Source organism: Acidimicrobiales bacterium (assembly GCA_016716005.1).
Taxonomy (GTDB): domain Bacteria; phylum Actinomycetota; class Acidimicrobiia; order Acidimicrobiales; family JADJXE01; genus JADJXE01.
This window is the reverse complement of record JADJXE010000001.1, coordinates 436,641-453,752: the sequence shown is the minus strand read 5'-3', so window position 1 is coordinate 453,752 and position 17,112 is coordinate 436,641. Positions and strand designations below refer to the sequence as shown.

Below are 17,112 nucleotides of genomic sequence, written 5' to 3'. Positions count from 1 at the left end.
CCCCTCTCGCCGGTCGACAGCCGGTGACCGGTGAATCGGGGAAGACTCCCAGGGAGGAAGTGTATGATTGGTGTATGTCTCGCACCAACATCGACATCGACGACGAGCTGTGCCAGAAGGTGATGGACCGCTATCACCTGTCGACCAAGCGCGATGCGGTCAACATGGCCCTCCGGCACCTCGCCGGTGAACCCCTCGGCCTGGACGATGCCCGCTCGCTTCGCGGAACGGGCTGGGACGGCGACCTCGACGAGATGCGAACGAGCCGGGTGTGATCCTGGTCGACACGTCCGCATGGGTCGAGTTCCTCAGAGGAACCGACTCGCCGGTCTGCGAGGCCGTCGATCAGATCCTCGCCGGAGACATAGCCATCTGCGATGCGATCTCGATGGAACTCCTCGCCGGAGCGCGCGACGAACGACAACTCGGGCAGCTCCGAGGCCTGCTCGCGCGGACGACCACACTGCCGACAACACCCGCCGACTACGAGCTGGCCGCGACGATGTACCGCGCCTGCCGAGTCCGCGGCGAGACCGTCCGCAAGCTGATCGACTGCTTGATCGGCGCCGTCGCCGTCAGGGCCGGCGTCGAGATCCTCCACGCAGATGCAGACTTCGCGACGCTCGCACGCCACACCGACCTGCGAGTCCACTCCGCCTCTCTGCGCTGACGTCGTCCGGTTGCCGTCGCCGACCGCAGCCAGACTGGCCAGCGCCGATCGGGAGCGTGGGGCGTCGTATTCGCTCGTCGTGAGCGTCCCTGTCAGGACTCCATCAGGTCTTCGGCGGCGATACGCGCCTTGGCGACGAACCGGGCGGGACCGAGCTCGACCTCGGATCGGATGCCGCGGATGGTGCGCGTGATGGGAGCGCAGGCGACGGCGGTCAGCACCTGGATCGCTGCATCGCGGGCCAGGACGCACACGGGACCTGGGGCGCCATGTTCGTTCCCGCAACGGGGGAGAGGGGTCGCCCATGACCCGCTGCCGGCTGCCGCCCGTCGTGCCTCTCGCCCTCGCGCCCTGCTGACCTCCGTCGCGGGCTGGGGTGGCGGCGGCACCCGGGCTCCTGTGCCGGCTGGCGGGGCGACCGACGAGGGGCGGCCAAGCAGGTCGAGGCCGACGGCTGGCTGGAGGCGCACGGCCCGATCGCACGGGTCGCACGGCCCTTCCGGGTCGAACCCCGTGGGCATTGGGTGCGACGTGGGTGGCAGGGTCCGCGGACGGCCCGGTGGCGCCCCGACGCCTGTCCAGGAAGGGGCATCTTCATGGCCCGACTCGACCAGGCCGACACCGCCGGCACAGTCAGCGCCGAGCTCGCCGATCTTGCGGCCCTCGGCTCCTCCGTCCGCCGGCACGAGCTCGACGAGCTCACCTCGCTGGTCGCATCGGGCGGTGACCGCCCGCTCGACCCGATCGAGCTGACGTTCACCGGAGACACCCTCGGAAGGGTGCCGCGCTGCACAACGGACGACGTCACCCGGGCGGTCGAGCGCGCCCGCGAGGCGCAGGCGATGTGGGCGCGCCGCCCGCTGCGGGAGCGTGCGCGCGTCGCGCTGCGCTTCCACGACCTCGTCCTCGCCCGCCAGCGGGAGATCCTCGACATCGTGCAGCTCGAGGCCGGCAAGGCTCGCCGCCACGCGCTCGAAGAGGTGCTCGACGTGGCCATGGTGGCCCGCTACTACAGCCGCGCCGCCGATCAGCACCTGTCGGCGCGCCGCCGCAAGGGCGCCGTGCCGCTGCTCACCAGCACCATCGAGCACCACCACCCGAAGGGCGTGGTCGGCATCATCGCTCCGTGGAACTACCCGTTCACCTTGGGCGTGAGCGACGCGCTGCCGGCGCTGCTCGCAGGCAACGGCGTCGTCATCAAGCCCGATTCGCAGACGCCGTACTCGTCGCTGTGGGGCTATGCGCTGCTCGAGGAGGCCGGTCTCCCCAGAGGGCTCGCCCAGGTGGTCGCCGGCTCGGGTCGAGAGCTCGGCACCCCGCTGATCGAGGGCTGCGACTACCTGATGTTCACGGGCAGCACCGCCACTGGCCGCATCGTGGCCCGCCAAGCGGCCGAGCAGTTGATCGACTGCTCCATGGAGCTCGGGGGCAAGAACGCCCTCCTGGTGCTGGCCGATGCCAACCTCGACCGGACGGTGAGCGGGATCATCCGCGGCGCCTACTCCAACGCCGGCCAGCTGTGCATCGCGGCGGAGCGGATCTACGTCGAGGAGCCGGTGTGGCACACGCTGGTCCCCCGACTGGTTGCAGCGGTCCGGGCGATGCGGGTGGGCCCGGGCCTGCGCTGGGACATCGACATGGGCTCGCTCGTGTCGGCGAGCCAGTTCGCCACCGTCGACGCCCACGTCGCCGACGCCGTCGGCAAGGGTGCGCACGTGCTCGTCGGCGGACGGGCCCGACCGGATCTCGGCCCGTACTTCTACGAGCCGACGCTGCTCACCGACGTCACCCCCAGGATGGAGCTGTTCGAGGAGGAGACGTTCGGCCCCGTGGCCGCCGTGACGAAGGTGTCGAGCGCCGAGGAGGCCATCGAGCGGGCCAATGCCAGCCGGTACGGGCTCAACTTCAGCATCTGGACACGCGACACCCGCCGGGGCCGCCGCCTGGCCACGCGGCTGCAGGCCGGCACCGTCAACGTCAACGAGGGCTACGCGGCGACGTGGGCATCGGTCGACGCGCCGATGGGCGGGTTCAAGGACTCCGGCATCGGCCGGCGGCACGGCGCCGAAGGCATCCTCAAGTACACCGAGGCCCAGACGGTGGCCGTCCAGCGGCTGCTGCCGATCGCTGCGCCGCCGCAGGTCGACGGCGCCCGGTTCGCCTGGCTGGCGACCCGAGCCCTGCGAGCGGCCCGGCGGGTGCCGGGCCTCAAGTAGCCACACCACAGGAGCACGCGATGACGAACGTGAACGGCCGCATCTGCCTCGTGACCGGGGCGGCGAGCGGCATCGGGAGGTTGTTGTCCTTCGAGCTCGCAGACCGCGGTGCCCGCGTGATCCTCTGGGACCTCGACGCCGACCGCCTCGAGACGGTCGTCGAGCAGGTCCGAGCGCGCCGGGGCGGAGAGGCGTGGGGGTTCCGGTGCGACGTCACCGACCGGGCGATGGTCCAGCGAGTCGCCGACCAGGTGCGCGCCGAGGTCGGTGACCCGATGGTCGTCGTCAACAACGCGGGGGTCGTGAGCGGCGAGCGCCTCGTCGACCTCGCGCCGGAGAAGATCGAGCGCACCTTCGCCGTCAACGTGCTCGCGCTCTACTGGGTGACGAAGGCCTTCCTGCCGGCGATGCTGGCGTACGGGGAGGGTCACGTCGTGACGGTCGCGTCGGCGGCCGGACTGGTCGGCGTGGCGAAGCAGACGGACTACTCGGCGAGCAAGCATGCCGCAGTCGGCTTCGACGAGTCGCTGCGCATGGAGCTTCGCCGCATGCGGTCTCGGGTGCGCACGACGGTCGTCTGCCCCTACTACATCGACACCGGGATGTTCGAGGGTGTGAAGACGAAGGTGCCGTTCCTGCTCCCGATCCTGAAGCAGGAGGAGGTGGCCCGGAAGATGGCGCGTGCCATCGAGCGTGACCGGCGCACCGTCGTGCTGCCCCCGTTCGTCCGGGTGGTGCCGGTCACCCGCGTCCTACCGGTCGCGGTGTTCGACCGTCTCATGGATCTCTTCGGCGTCAACCAGTCGATGGACGACTTCGTGGGTCGCGCGCTGGAACGGGCTGAGCGTGAGTGACGGGTGACCCGCCGCCCGGGGCGGCGGTCAGCCTCGCCACGCGCACTGAGCGGGTGGCGTTCGGGCGTCGCCGCTCCGCCCACCTCACGGGATGCACGCGCGGGACTCCCGGGACAGACGGGTGAGCACGGCCCGATGGTCGGAGTGCGGACCGCCCGGGGCGTCGAGATGACCGGAGTCGAGGACCCGCCAGTGCGCCGTCGCCGGCTGCTGCACGAACACGTAGTCCAGGCGCCGGTGCAGCAAGCCGCCCCAGGGCACCGCTCGTGTGTGGGTGACGGCCTCGGCGTGGGGGTGCGACTGGCGGAAGGTGTCCGTCCACGCACGGCGCGTCCGGGTGATCTCGCGTCGGTGCTCGGGAGCGTTGAAGTCGCCGCCGATCACGGCCGCCTCGCCGGCGGACACGTCGGCCACCCACGAACGCAGCCGGCGGATCTGTCCGGCGTTGTGGCGCTGGAGCAGCCCGAGGTGGACGGACACGAGGAGCAACCGGCCGTAGGGGGTCTCTGCGTGCGCCCCGAGGGCGACGCGGCGAGCGAGCGGGTTGTGGCCGTGGCTGAGCCGGCGAAGGTGCACGTCGCCGAGCGGGAAGCGGCTGAGGACGGCCGGGCCTTCCTCGAAGCCGATCGCCTCCACGTCACCGTTGGCACGGGCGTAGGCCAAGGCCAGGCCGAGTCGCTCCGCCAGCCAGAGATCGGCCTTCAACGTCGGGGTGCGTGCCACCTCCTGCAGCAGGAGGATGTCGGCGTCTTCCGCCTCGGCCAGCTGCGCGAACGCCTCGAGACGCTCGGGCCACCGCTGTTGGCGCGGCCAGTCGTGCCACAGGTTGGCGCTGAGCACCGTGAGCCACCTGGTGTCGGGCGGACGGCGCACGTGGGGATCGGCCAGCACCGTCACCCGCCCGGCGGCCTGCGCCACCGCGTGGACCCTCCGAGCCACCGGCCGCCACCGCCGGAGACCCGGCAGCGCCAGGGCACGGCCGGCCACTCGCGCCAGCGCCAGGTACCAGGCCGGACCGGCTTGGGGGTGCGCCTCGAGGACTCGGTCAGCGGCAGTCGACATACGCCGCCATCACCCTACCGACCGGACCGGTCGCGACCTCCGAGGCCGTGCGCACCGGCCGCCGGGCGCCCCTGACCCTCCTACCCCGGGGCGTGGCGGCGGTGCCCGTATGCTGAGGGGACATGCCGCGTGAGGTCGCAGGAGCAGAGCCGAGGACGCTCCTGCTCGCCCTCGATGCGGTTCCCTTCCGGGTGGCGGCGGAGGCCTGCCGGCGGGGGGCCTTCGCCGGTTGGCCGCCACCGTCGGCCCTCGTCGCACCGTTCCCCACCGTGACGCACGTCGCGTTCGCGTCGCTGTTCCTGCCCTTCGGCGCGGCCCCGTCCCGGCGCTACGAGCTCCGCCACTTCGACTCGATCGCGAACACGACCGTGGGCGGCGGTCCCCTGGCGTACGGGAGAGACGTCCCTCCCTGGAGCGAGTACCTCGACGCGCCGCACCGGGACCTGGTGTCCGAGCTGTCCAACTACGTGTCACCTCGGCGGGCGGCCCGCAGCGGGCTCGACGAGATCGAGCGCGAGGTCCTCGCGTCCGACCGCGACGTCGTCGTCGCGTACCTCGGCGCAACCGACGGCCTCATGCACCTCTACGGCGACGAGAGCGTGCTCGACTTCCTCGGCGAGCTCGACGAGCGGCTCGCGGGCCTGGGCCGGCGGCACCGCGAGGAGAGGGGACGACCGCTGCGCATCGTGCTCTTCTCCGACCACGGCTGCGGGAGCTGCGAGATCCGCCACGCCGGCGGCTTCGACCGCCTCCTCCGCGATGCGGGGCTGCGGGTGGTGGATCGGCTCGAGGGGCCCGACGACGTCGTGGCACCGAGGTTCGGGCTGGTCAACTACGGCGCGCTGTTCCTCCGCGACGCCGACCGTGCCGACACCGCGGCCCGCGCCATCGCCCGTCACCACGCGGTGGAGCTGGCGGCCTTCTCGCCGGGGCCGAACCTCGTCGAGGTGGTCTCCGGGGCCGGTCGGGGCCGCGTCCGCTGGCACGGGCCGGCCGGAGCGGCGAGGTACGCCTACGAGGACGTCGGCGGCGATCCCCTGCGCCTGACGGGGGCTCGCCGCCGACTCGCCGCCGGCGGGCTGCTCGACCCAGCGGGGTACGCGGGCGACGACGAGTGGCTGCGAGAGACGGCGTTCGAGCACTTCCCCGATCCGCTCCGTCGCCTCGCGCAGGCACTGACGGGCGATCGGATCCAGAGCCGGGCGAACGTCCTGTTCTCGCTGGGGCCCTGCTGGTCGTGGGGGTTGTACTCGGCGGTCGTCGGCGCATGGGTGCGGGGCGGCCGCCTCGAGGGCACCCACGGCGGGCTCGACCGAGAGTCGAGCCTCGGGTTCTTCCTCGCCGACGATCCCACCCTCGCGATGCCGCTCGTCGTCCGCGCCGACGAGGCGCTCGCTCCCCTCGCCGACGCGGTCTCCCGGACGCCGGCGTCGGCCCCCACCCGCCGCGGCCCGGCCGAACCCGGGCGCCGGGGTTGAGGACCACGCAGATCGGACACGGGCGGGGGAGCCGGCTCGTGCCGGGCCGGTGGGAGACGTGAGCACCGGCGAGCGTCCGAGGCGCTGGCGCTGGGTCGTCCTCGCTGTCCTGGGCGCGGCGCTCCTCGCCGGGGCCGTGCTCGTGCTGCTCGTCGTGCGGGGTCGAGACGCGCGACGGGTCTCCGTCGACGAGGCGGTCGACCGGTATCGCGCGTCGACGACGATCGGCGGCCCCGCGCTGGGCCGGCCAGCCCAGGGCGTGTACACCCTCACCGGCTCGGGCTCGGAGAAGCTGAGCTTCCAGACGACCGGCCAGACGATCGGCCCGACTCTGACGGCGACGGTCACCTGGCGCGGCGACAGCTGCTGGGACCTGCGCATCGACTACAACGCCAACCACTGGCAGACCTGGCGCTACTGCATCGAGGGCGATCACGTCGTCGACGAGGGCGGCGCGGTGTTCCAGCGGATCGATCTCGTGGTGGCCCATCCCGAGAGCCTCTCGATCTCGGCGTGCGAACCGCCGGTTCCGTCCCTTCGACGAGGCGCGACCGCCGGCACGACCTGGGACGACACGTGCACCGTCGTCACCGACGGCAGGGGCCGCAGCGAGCTGATCGGCACGGTGACCTTCCTGGGCGACGAGGCCGTGACTGTCGCCGGCGAGGAGGTGTCGGCCGGCCACAACCGGTACGAGCGCCGCTACTCGGGCGCCCAGCGGGGCCACGGCGTGCTCGACACCTGGTTCGCGACCGACACGGGCTTGCCGCTGCGATCCCGGTGGGAGCTGCAGATCACGTCGGGCTCGCCCATCGGCGACGTCACCTACACCGAGTCGGGGGAGTGGACGCTCGACTCGCTGACGCCGAGGCAGTGACCCGTGACCGCTAGGGGTCCAGCCCCCTTCGGCCCGCCGTGGCCGCTGCCGGTCTCGTCGGTGTGACCGTCCCGGCACGGTCTCGGGACCAAGGGCTCGAGAGGGTGGCGACCACAGGTGGTCTGATCGAGGTGACCGACGAGCCCCGCCGGGCTCGCGGGCCGGGTAAGCGCGGACCCGGAGCGCCTCGAGCGGCTGCTGCGCTTCGGAGCGACCCGCGGGTGGCTGCGCTTCGACCGCCGCGGCCGGGTCCGGCCGACCCCGATCACGACGTTCCTGCGTCGCGACCATCCCGGCGGGTGGCGGGCATGGGTGCGACGTCGAGGGTGGCGCCGGTGCGCTCCTCGCCACCCTCCTCGACCTCCTGCCGACGGTGCGCGGCGCCGTGTTCGACCTGGAAACCGGTGGTCGCCCGGGCCGTGGGGGAGCTCCGACGGTGACCCGCGGAGCGGGGACGGGCGCCGGGCCCGCACCACCGCGCCGCTGAGCCGGTCGAGCGTCTGGGCTGTGCCCGATGTCACGGTGAAAGGGGGTGGACGGTCGAACAGGTGTTCGATACTATGAATGTGCTTCCCCGATCGCCAGGTCCGCCCTGGCCTCTCGTTCGGCCACGCGCACCCCGGAGGTGCCCCATGGCGATCGGCGCGGAACACGCACCACCCCGCCTCGACGACCGGCCCGGCGAAGACCGGCCCGGCGGAGACCGGCCCGGCGAAGACCGGCCCGGCGAACCTTGTGACGACCGGTGGGCGGCGTGCAGCCTCGATGAGCTGGGCGACGCCATCCGCCGGCTCGACGCGGCCGAGGCCGCGGCCCGGGCCGAGAAGCTGGCCGCCCTGGCCGAGCTGGCCCGCCGCCACGGCCACCACCTCGACGGCTGCGCCACCCCGGTCGACTGGCTCATGGCCGCCACCACCTGCACCCGCGCGTCGGCCCGCGACCAGGTCGACGTGGCCGCCGCCCTCCAAGGGCTGCCCGCCCTGGCCGCCGGCTTCGCGGCCGGGCTGCTGTCGTTCGACCAGCTGGTGGCCCTGGTGCGCTTCGTCACCCCCGACACCGACGCCCACTGGGCCGTCGACGCCGTCGGCCGCTCGGCCCACGAGCTGGCCGCCCTGGCCCGCAGCCTGCACCCCCCCACCCCCCGCGACGTGGCCACCGCCCGCCGGCGCCGCCACCTCCGCCTGGTCGACCACGACCACGAGACCCTCGTCCGCGGCCGGCTGCCCGCCGCCGACGGCGCCCTGCTGCGAGCCTGGCTCGAACCCCTGGCCGCCGCCGCCCCCGCCGACACCGTCGCCGACACCGTCGACCACTGGGGCGCCCGCCTGATCGACGCCCTGTGCGCCCGCGCCGCCCAGACCCCACCCGACACCGTCACCGCCCGCCGGGCCGTGGTCGTCGTGCACGCCACCCCCACCCAGCTCACCGGCCAGGCCGACACCCCCGCCGTGGCCGGCGACGCCCTCACCCCCCTGGCCCACCAGCTGCTGTGCGGGCTGCTGTGCGACTGCCAGCTCGAGGTCAGCGTCGACGACCCCCACACCGGCCACGTCCTGGGCATCGGCCGGGCCGGCCGCAACATCCCCGCCTGGCTGGCCCGACGCATCATCCACCGCGACCACACCTGCCGGGTCCCCGGCTGCGACCGGCCCGCCGTCCACCTCCACCACCTCGTGTTCTGGGAAGCCGGCGGCCCCACCACCGACCACAACCTGGCCGGCCTGTGCTGGCACCACCACCAACGCATCCACGCCGACGGCTTCACCCTCACCGGCAACGCCAACCACACCCTCGACTGGAAAGACCCCAACGGCCGACTCATCGGCACCACCCGGCCCGCGGCATCGCCCGGCGGGGGGCGCACCGCCGGGGGGTAGCCTTGCCCGCCGTGCCCGAGTTCCGTGCCCCTGTCGGCACGCGCGACGTCCTGCCGCCCGAGTCGGCTCGCTGGACCGCGCTGGTCGCGCGCTTCGCCGAGCGGGTCGGGCGGGCCGGCTACGGCCTGGTGGTGTCGCCGACGTTCGAGGACATCGGCGTGTTCGAGCGGGTGGGCGAGTCGACCGAGATCGTCCGCAAGGAGATGTACGACTTCCGCGACAAGGGCGACCGCCATCTGGCACTGCGCCCCGAGGGCACGGCGTCGGTGGTGCGGGCCTTCGTGCAGCACCGCCCGACGTCGCCGTTCAAGGCCTGGTACGTGGCGCCCAGCTTCCGCTACGAGCGGCCGCAGGCCGGCCGCTACCGCCAGCACCACCAGGTGGGCGTGGAGGCCATCGGGAGCGCCGACCCCGACCTCGACGTCGAGGTGATCGGCCTGGCATGGGGGCTCCTCGACGACCTCGGCCTGCGCCAGGTGCGGCTGCTGGTCAACTCGCTGGGCGACCCGGCGTGCCGCCCGGCCTACCTCGGGGCCCTCCGGGCCTACCTCCACGAGCGTCAGGCCGTGCTGTCCGAGGACGCCCGGGCCACGCTCGCCGTCAACCCGCTGCGCGTGCTCGACTCCAAGCGGCCCGACGACCAGCTGGTGATCGAGGCCGCGCCCCGGATGGTCGACCACCTGTGCGACGCCTGCGCCCAGCACTTCACGCGCCTGCGGGCCGGCCTCGACGCGCTCGGCCTCCCGGTCGAGATCGCCCCCCGCCTGGTACGGGGCCTCGACTACTACGTCCGGACCACCTTCGAGCTGGCGGCCGACGCGCTCGACGCGGCCCAGAACGCGGTCGGTGGCGGCGGCCGCTACGACGGCCTGGTCGAGGAGCTGGGGGGTCCCCCCACGCCGGGCATGGGCTTCGGCATGGGCATCGAGCGGCTCCTCCTCGCCTGCGACGCCGAGGGCGTGTTCGGCGCGCCCGCCGCCGCCGTCGACGTGTGGGTGATCGACGTGACCGGTCGCAGCGAGGCGCTGGTGCTGGCCGACGAGCTCCGCTCGGCCGGCGTGGCGTCCGACCGCTCCTTCGACGGCCGGTCGATGCGGTCGCAGATGAAGGCCGCCGACCGCTCGGGCGCGCGGGTGGCGGTCATCGTGGGTGACGAGGAGCTGGCCGCCGGCGTCGTCGCCGTGCGCGACCTGCGCAACGGGACCGACCAGGAGCTGGTCCCGCGCGCCGGGCTGGTCGAGCGGGTGAAGGAGCTGCTGTCGTGACGATGCGGACCGCGTACTGCGGGGAGCTGGGTGCGGCCGACGTCGGGCGCCGGGTGGTGCTGTGCGGCTGGGTCGGTCGGCGGCGCGAGCACGGGGAGCACCTCGCGTTCGTCGACCTCCGCGACCACACCGGCCTGGTGCAGTGCGTGGTCGACGGCAGCGTCGACGTGCGCTCCGAGTACGTGCTGCGTGTCGAGGGCACCGTGCGTCGGCGCCCCGAGGGCACGGCGAACCCCAACCTCCCCACCGGCGAGGTCGAGGTGGGCGAGTGCTCGGTCGAGGTGCTCGCCGCGGCCGAACCGCCGCCGTTCCCGCTCGACGAGCGGGTCGACGTCGACGAGACCCTGCGGATCCGCCATCGCTACCTCGACCTGCGCCGCGACTCGATGCAGCATCGGCTCCGGATGCGCTCGCGCATCACCGCCGCCATCCGGCGGGCCATGGACGAGCAGGGCTTCGTCGAGATCGAGACGCCGCTGCTCATCGCCAGCACCCCCGAGGGTGCCCGCGACTTCGTGGTGCCGTCGCGGCTCAGCCCGGGCTCCTTCTACGCCCTGCCGCAGAGCCCCCAGCTGTTCAAGCAGCTGTGCATGGTCGGCGGCATGGACCGCTACTACCAGATCGCCAGGTGCCTCCGCGACGAGGACCTGCGCGCCGACCGCCAGTTCGAGTTCACCCAGCTCGACGTCGAGGCCAGCTTCGTCGAGCGCGACGACGTGCTCGAGTTCGTGGGCCACGCCGTCGGCGCCGCCACCGAGGTGGTCACCGGCGGCCGCCTCGCGGCCATCCCCCGCATGACCTGGCACGACGCCATGGAGCGCTTCGGCTCCGACAAGCCCGACGTGCGCTTCGGGATGGAGCTCGTCGAGCTCACGGAGCTGTTCGCCGACACCGGCTTCAACGCCTTCAAGGCCCCGTGCGTGAAGGGCATCGCGGTCGCGGGCGGCGCGGCCCTCACCCGGAACCGCCTCGACGACCTCACCGACCGGGCCAAGCGGCTCGGCGCCAAGGGTCTGGTGTGGATGCGGGTCGAGGACGGGGGAGCGCTGGCGTCACCGGTGGCCAAGTTCCTCTCCGAGGCCGAGCTGTCCGGCCTGGTCGAGCGGCTCGGGGCCCGGGCCGGCGATCTGCTGCTGCTGGTCGCCGACGAGCGGCCCACGGTGCGCCGCGTGCTCGGCCAGCTGCGGCTCGAGCTGGGGCGCCCACGCGTCGACGAGGGCGGGCTGCAGTTCCTCTGGGTGGTCGACTTCCCGCTCTTCGAGGGCATCGGAGACGACGGCTCGCCGATCCCGGCCCACCACCCGTTCACGATGCCGCACCCCGACGACCTCCACCTGCTCACCGAGGAGGGCGCCGACCTCCTCGCGGTGCGCTCGCAGGCGTACGACCTGGTGCTCAACGGATGGGAGCTGGGGTCGGGGAGCGTCCGGATCCACCGCTCCGACGTCCAGCAGCAGGTCTTCTCGCTGCTCGGGATCGCCCCCGAAGCCGCCCGCGAGCGCTTCGGCTTCCTGCTCGACGCGTTCCGCTACGGGGCGCCGCCCCACGCCGGGTTCGCCGTCGGGCTCGACCGCCTGGTGGCGTTGCTGCTGGGCGAGGAGAACATCCGCGAGGTCATCGCCTTCCCCAAGAGCCAGTCGGGCACCGACCCGCTGACGGGCGCCCCGTCGCCCATCGACGCCCGCCAGCTCGACGACCTCGGCCTGCGGCTGCTCCCGCCCACCAGCTGACCGGTACCCTCCGCTGATGGCCGACGACCTGTTCGCGGCCGCCGCCGAGGACCGGCTGCGGAGCCAGGCGCCCCTCGCGGCGCGGCTGCGTCCCCACTCGCTCGACGAGCTCGTGGGCCAGGAGCACCTCCTGGGGCGGGGAAGGCCCCTGCGGACCCTCATCGACGCCGACCGTCTGTCGTCGGTGATCCTGTGGGGACCGCCCGGCACCGGCAAGACCACCCTCGCCCGGCTCATCGCCGACACCACGGCCAAGGCCTTCGAGCCCCTGTCGGCCGTCGCCGCCTCGGTGAAGGACGTGCGCGAGGTGGCCGAGCGGGCCCGGGTCCGCCTGGGCGAGCAGGGGCGCGGCACGATCCTGTTCCTCGACGAGGTCCACCGCTTCAACAAGGCCCAGCAGGACGCCCTGCTCCCCTCGGTCGAGGAGGGGCTCCTGGTGCTCATCGGAGCCACCACCGAGAACCCGTTCTTCGAGGTGAACCCGCCGCTGCTGTCGCGCTCGACGCTGTTCCGCCTCGAGCCGCTCGACGCCGCGGCCCTCCGCACCCTCGTGGCACGGGGTCTGTCGGCCGAGGGCGCCGAGGCCGTCCCCGAGGCCGTCGACCACCTGGTCGAGCGGGCGGCAGGCGACGGGAGGCACGTGCTCACCGCCCTGGAGGTGGCCGTGGCCCTGGCCGCCGACCGGACGTGGCCCCCGTGCGTCACCCTCGCCGACGCCGAGGCGGCGCTCGACGTCCGCGCCCTGCGGTACGGCCGTGACGACCACTACGACGTGGTGAGCGCCTTCATCAAGAGCATCCGCGGCTCCGACGTCGACGCCGGGCTCTACTGGCTGGCGCGGATGCTGGAGGCCGGGGAGGACGCCCGCTTCATCGCCCGCCGGCTCGTGATCCTGGCCTCCGAGGACGTCGGCATGGCCGACCCGCAGGGCCTGCTCGTCGCCGACGCCGCGGCCACCGCGGTGGAGCGGGTCGGGCTGCCGGAAGCCGCCCTCAACCTGGCCCACGCGGTGGTGCACCTGGCCACCGCCCCGAAGTCGAACCGGGTCACCGTGGCCCTGGGCCGGGCCCGCCGCGACGTCCGCGACGGTGCGGGCGGCGAGGTGCCGGCCCACCTCCGCGACGCGCACTACCGCGGCGCCAGATCGCTCGGCCACGGGCAGGGGTACCAGTATCCTCACGACGACCCTCGGGGGTGGGTGGCCCAGCGCTACCGGCCGCCCGAGCTGGACGAGCACCAGTACTACGAGCCGTCCGAACACGGCCACGAACAGGAGATCGCCCGCCGCATGGCCGCCCGCCCCGTCGCCCCGGACGACCCGTGAGCGCCGCCGACGTCGCCGCGATCGTGGTCACGGTGCTCGCCGCCCTGGCCGTCGCCGCCCTGGCGGTGGTCCTCGCGGCCACCGTGCGGACCCTCGGCGAGGTGCGCGACGCCCTCGTCGAGGTGCGGACCCGCACCGACGGCCTGGTCGTCGAGCTCGAGCAGGCGGTGGGGGAGGCCCGCGACGGGCTCGACCGCGTCGACCGCCTGCTCGGGACGGCCGAGGGGATCTCGGCCGCAGTCTCCTCCACGTCCCGGATCGCCCAGGCCGCGCTCTCGACGCCCGTCATCAAGACCGTCGCCCTGGCCTCCGGCACGCAGCGGGCCGCCCGGCGGCTGCGCCGGGCCCGCTGATGATCCGGCGCGCCTTCTGGTTGGGCACGGGGATCGGCGTCGGGGTCGGAGCGTCGTACTGGGTGAACCGCGCCGTGCGGCGCACCGCCGAGCGGTACACGCCCGCGAGGATCGGCGGCGACGTGGTGGAGACCGTGCGCGAGCTCGGGGCCGACCTCGTCGACGCCGTGCGCGAGGGCCGGCAGGCCATGCGCGAGCGCGAGGCAGAGCTGCGGGCCGGGCTGGTGCCCCCGGGCACGGAGGCTGCGGTGCCGCCCCGGCGGTCCGAGCCCCGCGTCGCCCCCTAGGCCCCCTCCGGCCCGCCGGTAGGCTGGGCCTGTCATGGACGCGAACCAGCTTCGCCGCGCCTTCACCGACTACTTCGTGGCGCGCGGCCACACCCACGTGCCCTCGTCGGGGTTGATCCCGCACCACCCCGCAGCGCCGCTGTTCACGGTGGCCGGCATGGTGCAGTTCATCCCGTACTTCCTCGGCGAGGAGCTCCCCCCGTACTCGCGGGCCACCAGCGTCCAGAAGAGCTTCCGCACCCCCGACATCGACATCATCGGGACGACGACCCGCCATCTCACGTTCTTCGAGATGCTCGGCAACTTCAGCTTCGGCGACTACTTCAAGCAGGAGGCGATCCCCTTCGCGTGGGAGGTCGTGACCGAGGTGTTCGGCCTCGACCCCGACCGGCTGTGGGTCACGTGCTTCACCGACGACGACGAGGCCGCCGACATCTGGCGCGACGCGGTGGGCGTGCGACCCGACCGGATCCAGCGGCTGGGCGACGACAACTGGTGGGAGATGGCCAAGGGCGGCGCCGGTCCCTGCGGGCCGTGCTCGGAGATCTACGTCGACAAGGGCGCCGAGTGGGGCGAGGCCGGCGGGCCGGCGGCCGGCGGGCCGGAGCGCTTCGTGGAGATCTGGAACCTGGTGTTCATGCAGTTCAACCGGCTCGCGGACGGGAGCCTCTCGGACCTGCCGCGCAAGAACATCGACACCGGTGCCGGGCTCGAGCGCATCGTCCCGATCCTGCAGGGCCACGCGTCGGTGTTCGAGACCGACGTCCTGCGGCCGATCATCGCCGCGGCCGAGGGCGTCACCGCCGAGCGCTACGGCCGGCACGAGCGGACCGACGTCACGCTGCGGATCCTCGCCGACCACGGTCGGGCCATGACCTTCCTGGTCAACGACGGCGTGTTCCCGTCGAACGAGGATCGCGGCTACGTGCTGCGGCGCATCATCCGCCGTGCGGTGCGGCACGCGTACCTGCTCGGCACCGAGAGGCCGGTCACGCCGGCCCTGGTCACGGCCACGGTCGACGTGATGGGCGACGCCTACCCCGAGCTCGTCAAGAACCACGACTTCATCGCCGGCGTGGTGGGTCGGGAGGAGGAGCGCTTCCGTCACTCGCTGCGCTCCGGTCTGGCGATCCTCGACGACCAGCTCGCGGGGCGCACCGGCGGTTCGGTGATCGAGGGCGAGCTGGCCTTCCGGCTGCACGACACGTTCGGCTTCCCGGTGGAGGTGACGCAGGAGATCGCCGAGGAGCGCGGCGTCGCGGTCGACATGGCCGGCTTCGAGCGGGCCATGGCCGAGCAGCGCCGGCGGGCCAAGGATGCCCGCAAGGGCGGCGCGGGCGACGCGGCGCGGGCCGACGCCTACCGTGAGCTGGTCGAGCAGTTCGGCACCACCGAGTTCACGGGCTACACCGAGGTGACGTCGCCGGCGCGGGTGCTGGCCGTGCTCGAGGCGCCCGACGCCGGGGAGGGCGGCCTGGTCGAGGTGTTCCTCGACCGCACGCCCTTCTACGCCGAGGGCGGCGGGCAGGTGGGCGACACCGGGACCATCACGACGCCGACGGGCACCGTGGAGGTGCTCGACACGCGCGCCGCCCTACCCGGCCTGCACCAGCACCTCGGCCGGGTGGTCGAGGGCGAGGTCGGGCCGGGGCAGGAGGCGGTCGCCGCCGTGGATGCCGCCCGGCGCGACGCCATCAGGCGCAACCACACGGGCACGCACCTGCTCCACTGGGCCCTGCGCGAGGTGCTCGGCGACCACGTCAAGCAGGCGGGCTCGCTGGTGGCCCCCGACCGGCTCCGCTTCGACTTCAGCCACTACGAGGCGGTCACGCCCGACGAGCTGGCCCGCATCGAGGACCTGGTCAACGCCGAGGTGCTGGCCAACCGCCCGGTGCGCGCCTTCGAGACCACCCGTGAGCACGCCGCCGACCTGGGCGCCATCGCGTTCTTCGGCGAGAAGTACGGGGAAACGGTCCGGGTGCTCGAGGCGGGCCCGCACTCGGTCGAGCTCTGCGGCGGCACCCACGTGCACGCCCTGGGCGACATCGGGCCGGTGCGGGTGGTGCACGAAGGGTCCATCGGGTCGAACCTGCGGCGGATCGAGGCCGTGACCGGCTTCGCCACGGTCGAGCGGCTCCGCGCCGCCGAGGATCGGGCGGCCCGCGCCGGCCAGCTCCTCGGCGTGCCGCCCGAGCAGCTGGTCGAGGGCGTCGAGCGCCGGCTCGAGGAGGTGCGCGCCCTGCGCGACGAGCTGAAGGCCCTGCGCCGGGCCCAGACCGGCGCGAGGGCGGCCGAGCTGGCCGGCACCGCCGTCGACGGGGTGGTCGTGGCCCGGGTCGACGGCACGGCGCGCGACGAGCTGCGCGACCTGGCGCTGGCGGTGCGCGACCACGCCGGCGTGCGCGCCGTGGTGCTGGGCGGGGAGCCCGAGGGTGGCGGGGCCGCCCTCGTCTCGGCGGTGGCGCCCGCGAGCGGGCTCCATGCCGCCGATCTGATCGCCGAGGCCGCCCGCACGGTGCAGGGTGGGGGAGGCAAGCAGCCCGATCTGGCCGTCGCCGGCGGCAAGGACCCGGCGAGGCTCGCCGAGGCCCTCGACCAGGCTCGCGCCGCAGCCGGCGTCGGCTCGCGGTGACGGGTGCGCCCCGGCGGCGGCGCCGCCGCGAACGGGGTGGCGCGGCGCGTGCCCGGCGGGTGGTGGGGGTCGACCTGGGCAGTCGCCGGATCGGCCTGGCGGTGAGCGACCCGTCCGGCACCATCGCCAGCCCGCACGCCGTGCTGGCGCGCTGCGGGGACCGGGCCCGCGACCACCAGGCGATCGCCACGCTGGTCGGCGAGGTCGGGGCCGAGCGCGTCGTGGTGGGCCTGCCGCTGTCGCTCGACGGTGGGCTCGGCCCGGCGGCCCGGGCCGCCCGCCAGGAGGCCGACGAGCTGGCGGCGGTGGTGGACGTGCCGGTCGAGACGTTCGACGAGCGGCTCACCACCGTCACCGCCGAGCGGGCCCTCGCCGAGCAGGGGCTCCGAGCCGAGCAGCGCCGACTCGTCGTCGACAAGGTCGCGGCGGCGGTGCTGCTCCAGGCGTGGCTCGACGCCCGCCGGTGACCGAGCGCGAGTACCGTCCT

General features: G+C 73.9%; 16 protein-coding genes. 14 read left to right on the top strand and 2 right to left on the bottom strand.

Annotated features, from left to right (window positions below):
* Window positions 1–74: 74 nt before the first annotated feature.
* Window positions 75–275, top strand: coding sequence for a type II toxin-antitoxin system VapB family antitoxin (locus IPM45_02285; protein MBK9178397.1), 201 nt, complete (start codon window positions 75–77; stop codon window positions 273–275).
* Entirely contained in the window at window positions 272–670 is a 399-nt protein-coding gene (locus IPM45_02280; GenBank protein MBK9178396.1) for a PIN domain nuclease, read from the top strand. Before IPM45_02285 ends, IPM45_02280 begins: the two co-directional genes overlap by 4 nt.
* Window positions 671–762: 92 nt before the next feature.
* Here IPM45_02280 and IPM45_02275 read toward each other — a convergent pair whose 3' ends face one another.
* Window positions 763–924 (bottom strand): hypothetical protein, encoded by a 162-nt coding sequence (locus IPM45_02275; protein MBK9178395.1) that lies wholly within the window; start codon window positions 922–924, stop codon window positions 763–765.
* Window positions 925–1,266: 342 nt separating this feature from the next.
* Here IPM45_02275 and IPM45_02270 point away from each other — a divergent pair, with 342 nt between their 5' ends.
* Together IPM45_02270 and IPM45_02265 are read left to right on the top strand one after the other, a co-directional pair.
* The gene (locus IPM45_02270; protein MBK9178394.1) at window positions 1,267–2,886 is read left to right on the top strand and encodes a succinate-semialdehyde dehydrogenase (NADP(+)); all 1,620 of its coding nucleotides are present in this window, start codon (window positions 1,267–1,269) and stop codon (window positions 2,884–2,886) included.
* A gap of 20 nt (window positions 2,887–2,906) precedes the next feature.
* Window positions 2,907–3,740, top strand: coding sequence for an SDR family oxidoreductase (locus IPM45_02265; protein ID MBK9178393.1), 834 nt, complete (start codon window positions 2,907–2,909; stop codon window positions 3,738–3,740).
* A gap of 84 nt (window positions 3,741–3,824) precedes the next feature.
* On the opposite strand, the gene IPM45_02260 is transcribed toward IPM45_02265, so the two are convergent.
* Entirely contained in the window at window positions 3,825–4,658 is an 834-nt protein-coding gene (locus IPM45_02260; protein ID MBK9178392.1) for an endonuclease/exonuclease/phosphatase family protein, read from the bottom strand.
* A 266-nt stretch (window positions 4,659–4,924) separates the two neighbouring features.
* Here IPM45_02260 and IPM45_02255 point away from each other — a divergent pair, with 266 nt between their 5' ends.
* From IPM45_02255 to ruvX, 10 genes are all read left to right on the top strand, one after another.
* Window positions 4,925–6,280, top strand: coding sequence for an alkaline phosphatase family protein (locus IPM45_02255; GenBank protein ID MBK9178391.1), 1,356 nt, complete (start codon window positions 4,925–4,927; stop codon window positions 6,278–6,280).
* A 58-nt stretch (window positions 6,281–6,338) separates the two neighbouring features.
* Window positions 6,339–7,157 carry a hypothetical protein gene (locus IPM45_02250; protein ID MBK9178390.1) on the top strand — a complete coding sequence of 273 codons (819 nt, stop codon included), beginning with the start codon at window positions 6,339–6,341 and terminating at the stop codon, window positions 7,155–7,157.
* Between the two features lie 632 nt (window positions 7,158–7,789).
* A complete protein-coding gene (locus tag IPM45_02245) occupies window positions 7,790–9,034 on the top strand; it encodes a DUF222 domain-containing protein (GenBank protein MBK9178389.1) in 1,245 nt (414 codons plus the stop codon).
* An 11-nt stretch (window positions 9,035–9,045) separates the two neighbouring features.
* Window positions 9,046–10,299: a histidine--tRNA ligase gene (locus IPM45_02240; protein MBK9178388.1), complete on the top strand. Its 1,254-nt coding sequence runs from the start codon at window positions 9,046–9,048 to the stop codon at window positions 10,297–10,299.
* Between the two features lie 2 nt (window positions 10,300–10,301).
* Entirely contained in the window at window positions 10,302–12,029 is a 1,728-nt protein-coding gene (aspS, locus tag IPM45_02235; GenBank protein ID MBK9178387.1) for an aspartate--tRNA ligase, read from the top strand.
* Window positions 12,030–12,045: 16 nt separating this feature from the next.
* Window positions 12,046–13,353, top strand: coding sequence for a replication-associated recombination protein A (locus IPM45_02230; GenBank protein MBK9178386.1), 1,308 nt, complete (start codon window positions 12,046–12,048; stop codon window positions 13,351–13,353).
* Window positions 13,350–13,706 carry a hypothetical protein gene (locus IPM45_02225; protein ID MBK9178385.1) on the top strand — a complete coding sequence of 119 codons (357 nt, stop codon included), beginning with the start codon at window positions 13,350–13,352 and terminating at the stop codon, window positions 13,704–13,706. The genes IPM45_02230 and IPM45_02225 overlap by 4 nt, the downstream gene beginning before the upstream one ends.
* Window positions 13,706–13,993, top strand: a complete 288-nt coding sequence (locus tag IPM45_02220) for a hypothetical protein (protein MBK9178384.1) — start codon at window positions 13,706–13,708, stop codon at window positions 13,991–13,993. Before IPM45_02225 ends, IPM45_02220 begins: the two co-directional genes overlap by 1 nt.
* Before the next feature lie 34 nt (window positions 13,994–14,027).
* Window positions 14,028–16,625 (top strand): alanine--tRNA ligase, encoded by a 2,598-nt coding sequence (gene alaS / locus IPM45_02215; GenBank protein ID MBK9178383.1) that lies wholly within the window; start codon window positions 14,028–14,030, stop codon window positions 16,623–16,625.
* Complete coding sequence (gene ruvX, locus IPM45_02210; protein ID MBK9178382.1) at window positions 16,622–17,092, top strand: Holliday junction resolvase RuvX; 471 nt, start codon at window positions 16,622–16,624, stop codon at window positions 17,090–17,092. Before alaS ends, ruvX begins: the two co-directional genes overlap by 4 nt.
* Window positions 17,093–17,112: the final 20 nt, after the last annotated feature.